3 protein-coding genes and 1 pseudogene are annotated in these 2,783 nt (G+C 74.0%); 3 read left to right on the forward strand and 1 reads right to left on the reverse strand.

What is annotated here, in order from left to right:
• Both DZG00_RS14220 and DZG00_RS14225 read left to right on the forward strand, forming a co-directional pair.
• On the forward strand, nt 1–1,068 hold a 1,068-nt coding region (locus DZG00_RS14220; RefSeq protein ID WP_119455757.1), incomplete at its 5' end, for a molybdopterin-dependent oxidoreductase.
• Nucleotides 1,069–1,184: 116 nt separating this feature from the next.
• A complete protein-coding gene (locus DZG00_RS14225; RefSeq protein WP_119383168.1) occupies nt 1,185–1,448 on the forward strand; it encodes a hypothetical protein in 264 nt (87 codons plus the stop codon).
• 75 nt (nt 1,449–1,523) lie between these two features.
• On the opposite strand, the gene DZG00_RS14230 is transcribed toward DZG00_RS14225, so the two are convergent.
• A complete protein-coding gene (locus DZG00_RS14230; protein ID WP_119455758.1) occupies nt 1,524–2,207 on the reverse strand; it encodes a PadR family transcriptional regulator in 684 nt (227 codons plus the stop codon).
• A gap of 264 nt (nt 2,208–2,471) precedes the next feature.
• On the opposite strand from DZG00_RS14230, the pseudogene DZG00_RS14235 reads away from it, so the two are divergent.
• Nucleotides 2,472–2,783: pseudogene (locus DZG00_RS14235) on the forward strand (hypothetical protein); the annotation flags it as partial.

The following is a 2,783-nucleotide window of genomic DNA, read 5'->3' on the forward strand; positions in this document are numbered from 1 at the left end:
GAACGCCGCACCTTCCTCCTCATGACGGTCGTGGCCGGCGTCACCTCCGTCGTCGCCGGATCCGTGGCCCGCGGCCTCAACGCCGCCGCCGCCCGCGTGGACGACTTCCGCCGCACCCTCGTGCTCCCGCGCGCCGCGACGCCCGCCGCCGCGATCCCCGCGACAGCCGAGCTCGGCGTCCCCGGCCTCGCGCCGTTCGTCACGCCGAACGCCGACTTCTACCGCATCGACACGGCGCTGCAGGTGCCGTCGGTCGACGCGTCCTCCTGGACGCTCCGCATCACGGGCATGGTGGAGGAGGAGGTCGAGATCACGTTCGCCGAGCTCCTCGCCCTCCCGCTCGAGGAGCACGTGACCACCCTCACGTGCGTCTCCAACGAGGTCGGCGGGGACCTGATCGGCAACGCGCTCTGGCTCGGCTACCCGATCCGCCTGCTGCTCGAGCGCGCCCGCCCCACCGCGGGCGCCGACATGGTGCTGTCCACGAGCCAGGACGGCTGGACCGCGAGCACGCCGCTCGAGGCGCTCACGGATCCCGACCGCGCGTCGATCCTCGCGGTCGGCATGAACGGCGAGCCGCTGCCGCAGCAGCACGGCTTCCCGGTGCGGATGGTCGTGCCCGGCCTCTACGGCTACGTGTCGGCGACGAAGTGGGTCACCGAGCTGAAGGTCACGACCTTCGCCGAGGACGTCGCGTACTGGTCGACCCGCGGCTGGACCGAGCGCGGCCCCATCAAGACGGGCTCCCGCATCGACACCCCGCGCTCCGGCGCGCGCGTGGACGCGGGGCGCACCGCGGTCGCCGGAATGGCCTGGGCGCAGCACACCGGCATCCAGAAGGTGGAGGTCCGCGTCGACGAGGGCGACTGGGTCGAGGCGACGCTGGGTGACGGCGTGGGCGCCGACACGTGGCGGCAGTGGTCGTACGCGTGGGACGCGACGAGCGGATCCCACAGCGTCGAGGTGCGCGCGACGGACACCACGGGCGCGACGCAGACCGCCGACGAGGCGCCGCCCGCGCCCGACGGCGCGACGGGCTGGCACCGGATCACCGTCGGCGTCTCCTGATCGGAGCCGGCCTGCCGCCGCTTCCCGCGGACGCCGGGCCAGCACGCGCGGAGCCGGGGCGCGTACCGTCGAGGGACGGCGCGAACGCGCCGCATCGACCAGCGAAGGAGAGCACCGTGAGCGACATCGAGAACCCCCGGGATCCCGCCGACCGCGACCTCGACGACACCGGCGTCGACGAGGAGGAGCTCGTCGGAGCCGACGCCCGTGAGGTGGCGGAGGCCATCGACGAGGAGCGCGTCGTGCCGCTCGACGACGACCAGGTCGCCGACGACGACGCCGACGACGCCGACGGCGGCCTCGGCATCGACATCACCGAGTCGGACGGACCCGACCTCGAGGCCGGCGACGACCTCGACACGGGGGCGGCGACCCGCTGATCCGCCCCATGCACGACGACGGCCCCCGCATCAGCGGGGGCCGTCGTCGTGCATGGGGCCGGAGGCCGCCGCGGATCAGTCGGCGAGGATCGCGTACAGCGCGCGCCGAGTCTCGTCGAGCTTCGCCGCCGCGGCCTGGCGCTGGGCGTCGGTCGCGTCGTGCATGAGGGGCTTGATCACGCCCGCGAGCTTCATGAGGCTCGTCTGGAACGCGTCCTCGCCCTCGGACTTGTCGGTGGTGGCGGCCCAGGCGGCGTCGATCTCCGCCTTGTTCTCCTCGACGTGGGCGCGGCCCTGGTCGGTGAGGGAGTAGACGCTCTTCGCGCCGGTCTCGTCGGCGACGATCAGGTCCTCGTCGACGAGCTGCTGGAGCGTGGGGTAGACGGATCCGGGGCTCGGCCGCCAGGCGCCCTCGGTCTTCGCGGCGATGCCGGTGATGAGGCCGTAGCCGTTCGAGGGTGCGTCCGCCAGCAGGGACAGGATCGCGAGGCGGACGTCGCCGCGGCGGGCGCGACCCCGTCCGCCGCGTCCGCGGCCCGGGCCGAAGCCGGGGCCGCCGAAGCCGCCCATGCCGGGGAAGCCCGGGAAGCCGGGGAAGCCCGGGCCGTCGCCGGGACGGAAGCCGCGGGCGAGGGGGTGGCCCGGCACGATGCGCGGGCGGCCGCCGCGGTGGTGCTGCATGCGGGGCTCGTGGCGGTCGGCGGGGACGCCGCCGCTGGAGGGGGACGAGAGGTGGTCGTCGTGGTCGTGGGTGCGCATGAGCGCTCCTTCCGGTCAGGTGATGTCGGGGATCGCGGCGTTCTGTCGCGATGTAGCGACGATATATCGGCGACAGTCGAAAGTCAATGGCGGGTCGCGGCAGATCGGGTCGCCGACCGCCGTCATCCCGGGGGATGCCCCCGCGAACCTGGCCTTCCCCTGAGAAAGGAGGACGCGCCCCAACCTCTTCCGCGACGGCGCCGAAGTCCCTGTGTCGCCCGGGGAACCGGGCGGATCCCCAGTCCACACAGCGAAGGAACTCCCATGCGCAACCTCACCAAGTCCGTCTTCGGCCTCGCCACCGCGGGCTTCCTCGTCGTCGGCCTCGCGGCCTGCTCGACCCCCGCCGAGACCCCCTCGTCCTCCTCGTCCGCCGCCCCGTCCGCGTCGGCCACGACCGAGGCGAACCCCACGCCCCTCGCGGAGATCCCCACCCTCACCGGCGTCGACACGCAGGTCACCCTCGACTCCGGCTTCACCGGCGCCCTCACGACCCTCGGCCTGACCCCCGGCGTGATCGGCACCGCGACCCTCGACGGCGCCACCGGCACCCTCGCGTTCCCCATCACCGGCGGC

The organism is Clavibacter lycopersici, from assembly GCF_003576405.1.
Classification (GTDB): Bacteria; Actinomycetota; Actinomycetes; order Actinomycetales; family Microbacteriaceae; genus Clavibacter; species Clavibacter lycopersici.